Genomic DNA, 6353 nt, shown 5'->3' on the forward strand with positions numbered 1-6353 from the left:
CCGTCACTCCCCTTCCGGAAACGCCGTCGGGGCCACTTCGACACGCAGGGCCGGCGCCGCGGTCTGGCGACCCAGGGCGCCGCTCAGCCGCAAGATCGCCTCGAGCACGCCGCCACCCACGGCACTCGCCTTATCGCTCACCGTATCACAGAACGACGCATCGCCCCGCGGGTCGATGTCGCCGGATTTCATGCCACGCAGCACGTGGACACCGGGGGCAAGCAGACCGCGCAGGACACCGTCTATCGTGGCGGGCATCGGCACGCCATCGACGCGCGCGACCACGTCTCCCGTGCGGACGATGTCGCCGATCGCGGCGAGGGGATCGAAGGTGCCGTCGGCCGGCGCGCGCAGGACGCGCTCGGACCCATGCCCGCCGATGATGCCGGGGATGCCCGTGTTCGCGATGGGGCTTCCCTCATAGAGGGCCCGGCCGAGATAGTGGCCGCGCTTGGTCTCCACCGCCGCATGGCAGTCCACGCCCGCGGTGAAACCGGGCCCCACGCCTATGACGACCGGGGCCATGTCGATCGTCGTGCCGAGGTTTTTCTTGGCGAGGATCGCATCGACGACCACATCGGGAGCCATCTCGCCCAGCATATCGGCTGCGGGGTCCACGACGACGGCGATGTCGCTCGTATCCGCGATCGCACGTGCCTGCGCCGCATCGTGCGCCAGGCGGGCGCACACGCCCTCGACGCACGCCTCGCCCAGGCGGATGGCCTCGCAAAACGCCACGGTGCGGCGGATGCACGTAGGCTCGGCGATGTCGGCCATCACCACGGCGAGGCCGGCACGATGCAGGCGCAGCGCGATGCCCGTGGCGATATCGCCCGCCCCTCTCATGTAGACCAGCATGTCCATTCCTCCCATCAAGCCCAGATGGGCACCCGCGCACGTCGATGCGAACCGCGATGACGCATACGTGGGGCCCTGGCCCGAACACTACAACATCAGGTCGTGATACCCCGCCGGCTCGACGGCGCCAGCGACGGCCGCCTCGAACGCCGCGCGCGCGGCGGGTGGCATCTTCCACGCCAACCCGCAGTCGGCGTGGATCTGCACGGGCGTGGGGATGATGCGCCCCGGAACCCCCGCCTGGGTGCAGGCGAGCTCCGCGCGCACGGCATCGTGCGTGCTGGAAAACGAGACCACGCAGACGGGCTCGGGCGCACGAGTGCTCATGCGCGCACCTCCTCAGCCGAGATCTCTGCCAGGGCAGCCAAGGCGACGTCCACTTCCGCCTCGGTCGTGAACTGGCCGAAGGAGAAGCGCACCGAGCCCGTCTCGATCGTTCCCAGCGCGCGGTGCATGAGCGGGGCGCAATGCAGGCCCGCCCGCGCGGCGATACCGTACCGGCTGGCGAGGACGTCGGCCAACTGTGAGCTGGTCATGCCGACGAGATTCAGCGCCACAACCGGCGTGTGGCCAAAGGCGGCGTCACCCGCACCATAGGGCACGACGCCCGGGATGGCCCGCGCAGCCCGGGCGAAGCGCGACCGCAGGCGCTCCTCGTAGGCTGCCACGGCCTCGACGCCGCGTTCGTCCAGATAGCGCACTGCGGCTTCCAGACCAGCGAGACCATGGCCGTTGAGCGTCCCCGCCTCGAGGTGCTCGGGCCAGGCCTCGGGCTGGAACGGATCGGCGGAATGCACGCCCGTGCCGCCCTGGAGCAAAGGCTCGATGTCGATGCCGGGTGCCGCGATGAGACCGCCTGTCCCCGTAGGGCCGAGTAAGGCCTTGTGACCCGTGAAACACAGGACGTCGATGCCCATGCGCTCCATATCCACGGGGATATTCCCTGCGGTCTGCGCCGCGTCGACCACGAGCAAGGCACCGGCTGCGTGCGCGATGGCGGCGACACGCTCGATGTCGACCACGTCTCCCGTGAGGTTCGAGGCGTGGCTGCACACCACCACGCGCGTGGCCGGCGTGACCGCTCGCTCGAGCGCACGATAATCGAGCACGTGGGCGACGTCGAGGCCCACGTGCTCGATCTCGACGTCGGCGTCGCGCGCCAGCACGTTGAGCGGGCGAAGCACCGAGTTGTGCTCCGTCACCGTGGTGACCACGCGGTCATGCGCGCGTACGAGCCCGAAGATGGCCGTGTTGAGCGCCTGCGTGGCGTTGGCGGTGAAGATGACGCGGTCGGGATGGCTGCTGCCCAAAAGGTCGGCCACGGCCATGCGGCACGTGAGCGCGGTGCGCGCCGCGGCCAGGTCGCCCTCAGCCGTACCGCGGCTCGAACTCCCGAGTGCCGTCATCGCGGTGGCCACCGCATCGACTACGCACGGCGGCCTCACGAGCGATGTCGCCGCGCAATTGAGATATATCACCGCATTCACCTTCCTTTCGCTCCAACCATCCCATCGCTCCGGGGACCTGAGCGCATCGTCCCGCGCGCAGCTCCGCACGAGCCGGAGGGCACTTAATGTGCCCTCCGCGCGAGCTCAGGACTGTCCGAGCACGGGATGATGCGCGCAGGTCCCCGGGGACGATGGGATACTTGCATCACAGGGATACGACGCCCTCGGGGGCGAGGAAAAACTCGGAAATGGCGTACAGGTTCGTCACGCCTCCCACGGCGAGCTTCTCCTTGATGCCAAAGAAGTCCAGGCACGTGCCGCAGGTGAGGATCTCGCAACCGCGTTCCTCGAGTTGGCGGATGTCCTCGAGAGAGACCGAGCCCTCGCAGGTGAGGCGGGCGCCCCCGTTAAAGAAGACCATCTTGGCAGGCGGGGTGTCGGCGTTGGCGAAGGCGTAGATGAGGCCCTTCATGAGAATCGAGCCGAGCTCCTGGTCGCCGCGCCCCATGAACTCGCTGCCCACGGCGATGACCTTGCCGGCAACTTGGGCAACCGCGGGCAGCGGGATGTCGCATGAGGGCTCGAACGGTTCCGCGGGGGTCTCGTCACCCGGCTCTCCACCGGCGATGACGACGCGCCATCGGGCACCGGGCTCCTCCTGCGCAATCTCGACCCCGCGCTTGCGCGATCCCGCCAAGCGTTTGAGGTTCTCGACCGCGACCATGTTGTCGACGAGTACCTCGACCGCCTCGGCTGAACGTCCGGCGGCGGCAAGGGCGTCGAGCTCCTTGGACGTCATGATCACGGGCTGGGGGCATGTCTTTCCCAGGGCATCTACAACGGACATGTGAACTCCTTTCGCGCGCGAGGCTCGGCGCGCATCTACATGGTACCGTTACGGAAGACCGAACGGAGGGTGCATGGACACGACTTGGGGCATCGCCGACCTGCTCGCACGTCACCGAGGCATCATCGCCGTGGTGGGAAGCGGGGGCAAGTCGACACTGCTCGCCAGCGGCGGACGCGCGCTCTCCGCCCGGGGAGCGCGCGTGGTGCTCGCGACCTCGACGCATATGCTTCCCCCGTCGAACATGTCGCTCCTAGACGGCACGGGGCGGCTCGACACCGCCCTCGCGCGTGACGGCATCGCGGCGGTCGGAGCGTTTGACGCCACGACGGGCAAGGTCGCCGAACCCCCGTGCGGCATCGATGTGCTCGCCGCGCATGCCGATTACGTGCTCGTCGAGGCGGATGGGTCGAGATGTCTGCCCCTCAAGGCCCACGCAGCTTGGGAGCCGGTTATCCCCGTCCACACGTCCCTGACCGTTCTCGTGGTGGGAGCGAGCGGCTTCGACCTCCCGATTGTCGAGGCCGTGCACCGACCCGAAGTCTTCTGCACGCTCACCAGGGCGAAGCTGGAGGCTTCCGCAACACCCGAACTCGTCGCACGCGCGATTGCCGCCGAGGGCCTCGTGGACGCGAACGGCCTCGTCATCGTCAACCAAGCCGACGATGACCGAGCAGCGCGGCAGGCGCGCTCCTTCGCTGCGGAGCTCCGTCGCTCGTGTCCCGCCTCCATATACGCCGGATCCCTGCGAACCGACCGGCTGCAGCGCATTTGAATCCCGCGAGCGCGCTTTGCGAACTCGATCCCTCGCCGAGCGAGCGCCTTTCGTCCGTTTCGCATGAGTGCAACGCACGAAAGGCGCTCACCCGAAGCGGCCTATACGATTTCCAAATGACGCCGCTGCCGACATGCTTCCTTGATGCGCTCGAAATCAGCGGGGATATCGACGTCGATAAGTTCGCATGCTTCCCGTGCCTCGGTCAACGACATCTCGAGCTCCCCCGACCTGAAGAGCGATGAGCCCCCATCGGAGCCCTGCAACGCCATAAGCACCGGAATGCAACGTGCGGGAAAAAGCACGGGAGAGCCCGGAACGCCGCGCCAACTCAAACGGTATGCTCGCGAGGGATCGCGTGTGAACGCCTCCGCAAGGGCGCGGAAACTCTCACGCGTCACCAATGGCTGGTCACCCGGAAGAAACAGAACGCCGTCCCAGCCTCGCGCATCGGCATAGGCGGCGCCGGCACGAACCGTGTCGCTCCTCCGCGGCTGGATATCGACGCAGGGGCTCACCACGGCGACGTTGAGCCCCGCGAACCGCACGACCGAGTCGACCTCAGACCGCCAGGCAACAACCGCAATTTCGAATAGGTCATCAGGCACGCTCGCCGCCGTCTGGACCACAAGCGGAACTTCACCAAGCGGTCCGTCGATGGACGTGAGCAACTTGGAGCCCGTGCCTCCTGCCATGCGGAAACGTTCGCCCGCCCCTGACGCCATGACAATGCAACCGAGCTTCATGCAAGTCCCTTCGAACTCTTATCCATCGCCCCAGTATCTCCCAAAAAACGAAAGATGGGGTCGCCACACGCCAACCGTTTGCGCGCAAGTCGTCATTTTCGGAACTGGGTTCGCGGTCTCCCTTCCCCCAAGAGACCCACAGCAACAGCGCATGACGAATCTCGTTGTAAAGCGGCTCAAGCCAAGAAGTCTCCGAGGCCGACAGCTATAACCGCGACGCAAGAATACCGTTCGGCTCCCTCCCGAAGAGGGAAATACCGCAATCAGCGCAGTCGGCGAAACGTATAGGGGTTTGAAATTAAACCGCATTCATGACAAGAATGGCCCTCCCGCGCATTGCGGAAGGGCCCTGACTGCGCCGTGCGCGCGAGCCGCCTTAGGCGCGAAGCCCCTTCAACTCGAGGAGCTATCGGTTTGAAGCGCTCTTGGCGTATTTATTCCTCGCTATCGTCCTCGGGAACGATCATGTTCAGCACAAAGGCGACGATGAAGGCAACCACGAGCGAGCTGCCAAAGACGTTCTGCACAAGCTGCGGAGCGAACTGCAGGATCTCGGGCACGCTGGCGATGCCGACGCCCAACGCGAGCGAGATGCCCACGATCATGCGGTTACGGTAGTTGAGCGGCTGCTCGGAAATGAGCTGGATACCGGAGAGCGTAATGGCGGCGAACACCGTGATGGTCGCGCCACCGAGCACCGGCTGCGGGACCGTGGCAATGAGCGACATGAGCTTGGGGCAGAAGCCCGCGACGAGCATGATGCCGGACACGATGGCGAACACGCGCTTGGCGACGACCTTGGTGGTGCAGATGAGGCCGACGTTCTGGCTGAACGGATCGGTGGGCAGGCCGCCGATGAGCGCGCCGATCATGCCGCAGATGCCCTGGCCCTTGATGGCGCCGCCAAGTTCGGTGTCCTTCGCGTCGCGACCAAAGCCACCCATGGTGGTGGAGGACACATCGCCGATGGTCTGCACGGCCTGGACGATGTACATAAGGATCATCATGATGATCGCGTCGGGGTGGAACTCGAGACCAAAGTGCAGCGGGATGGGCGCAGAGATGATCGCGGACTCGGCGACCGGCGTGAAGTCGATCAGGCCTCCCATGATGAGCGCGACCACGTAGCCCACGCCCACGCCAATGACCATGCCGGAGATCTTGATGTAACCCTTGCCGAACAGGCTGCAGGCCAGCGTGACACCGAGGGTGACCGCCGCGAGGATCCAGAACTCGGGAGAGCCGAAGGTCCCGGCCGCCTTTGCCCCTGCTCCGCCGCCAAAGTAATTGATAGCGGTGGCATAGAGCGACAGGCCGATGGCGAGCACGACCGTGCCGCACACGATGGGCGGGAAGAACTTACGGATCTTGCCGATGAACATGCCGATGAAAATCGAGACGAACGCCGCCACGAGCTGGGCACCAAAGATCGCGGCGATACCGTACTGCATGCCAATCGTGGTAAGAATGGGCATGTACGCAAACGCGACACCCATGACACTGGGAAGCCCCATGCCGAACCCGAGCACCGGGAACAGCTGCACAAGCGTGGTAAGCCCGCCGATGATCATCGCGGACTGCATGAGCATGGTCTGGTCGGCGGCGGAAAGGCCACAGGTACCGGCGATGAGCATGGGCGGCGTGATGTTGCCCACGAGCATGGCAAGGACGTGCTGCAT

The 6353-nt window shown here is 65.9% G+C and carries 7 protein-coding genes; 1 reads left to right on the forward strand and 6 read right to left on the reverse strand.

Features of this window, described 5'->3' with window-relative positions; genetic code table 11:
• Positions 1 to 3: 3 nt before the first annotated feature.
• From yqeB to yedF, 4 genes are all read right to left on the reverse strand, one after another.
• Positions 4 to 858, reverse strand: a complete 855-nt coding sequence (gene yqeB / locus ACT8II_RS06660; RefSeq protein WP_294158003.1) for a selenium-dependent molybdenum cofactor biosynthesis protein YqeB — start codon at positions 856 to 858, stop codon at positions 4 to 6.
• 87 nt (positions 859 to 945) lie between these two features.
• The gene (locus ACT8II_RS06665) at positions 946 to 1185 is read right to left on the reverse strand and encodes a DUF3343 domain-containing protein (protein ID WP_118654119.1); all 240 of its coding nucleotides are present in this window, start codon (positions 1183 to 1185) and stop codon (positions 946 to 948) included.
• Positions 1182 to 2336: an aminotransferase class V-fold PLP-dependent enzyme gene (locus ACT8II_RS06670; protein WP_443813434.1), complete on the reverse strand. Its 1155-nt coding sequence runs from the start codon at positions 2334 to 2336 to the stop codon at positions 1182 to 1184. The genes ACT8II_RS06665 and ACT8II_RS06670 overlap by 4 nt, the downstream gene beginning before the upstream one ends.
• Positions 2337 to 2511: 175 nt before the next feature.
• Positions 2512 to 3153, reverse strand: a complete 642-nt coding sequence (yedF, locus tag ACT8II_RS06675) for a sulfurtransferase-like selenium metabolism protein YedF (protein ID WP_294122303.1) — start codon at positions 3151 to 3153, stop codon at positions 2512 to 2514.
• Between the two features lie 73 nt (positions 3154 to 3226).
• Here yedF and yqeC point away from each other — a divergent pair, with 73 nt between their 5' ends.
• Positions 3227 to 3928: a selenium cofactor biosynthesis protein YqeC gene (gene yqeC / locus ACT8II_RS06680; RefSeq protein ID WP_443813436.1), complete on the forward strand. Its 702-nt coding sequence runs from the start codon at positions 3227 to 3229 to the stop codon at positions 3926 to 3928.
• Between the two features lie 101 nt (positions 3929 to 4029).
• Here the strand turns inward: yqeC and ACT8II_RS06685 are convergent, their stop codons facing one another.
• Positions 4030 to 4674, reverse strand: coding sequence for a nucleotidyltransferase family protein (locus ACT8II_RS06685; protein WP_443813438.1), 645 nt, complete (start codon positions 4672 to 4674; stop codon positions 4030 to 4032).
• Between the two features lie 434 nt (positions 4675 to 5108).
• Positions 5109 to 6353 (reverse strand): uracil-xanthine permease family protein (locus ACT8II_RS06690; protein ID WP_443813439.1); only part of this gene is annotated, 1245 nt, incomplete at its 5' end.

This window comes from Collinsella sp., from assembly GCF_052346665.1.
Taxonomy (GTDB): domain Bacteria; phylum Actinomycetota; class Coriobacteriia; order Coriobacteriales; family Coriobacteriaceae; genus Collinsella.

Excerpts from the sequence above, each read along its gene's own strand:
- ACT8II_RS06685 (WP_443813438.1), bottom strand. The coding sequence starts at position 4,674 with ATGAAGCTCGGTTGCATTGTCATGGCGTCAGGGGCGGGCGAACGTTTC.
- yedF (WP_294122303.1), bottom strand. The coding sequence starts at position 3,153 with ATGTCCGTTGTAGATGCCCTGGGAAAGACATGCCCCCAGCCCGTGATC.
- yqeC (WP_443813436.1), top strand. The coding sequence starts at position 3,227 with ATGGACACGACTTGGGGCATCGCCGACCTGCTCGCACGTCACCGAGGC.
- ACT8II_RS06665 (WP_118654119.1), bottom strand. The coding sequence starts at position 1,185 with ATGAGCACTCGTGCGCCCGAGCCCGTCTGCGTGGTCTCGTTTTCCAGC.
- yqeB (WP_294158003.1), bottom strand. The coding sequence starts at position 858 with ATGCTGGTCTACATGAGAGGGGCGGGCGATATCGCCACGGGCATCGCG.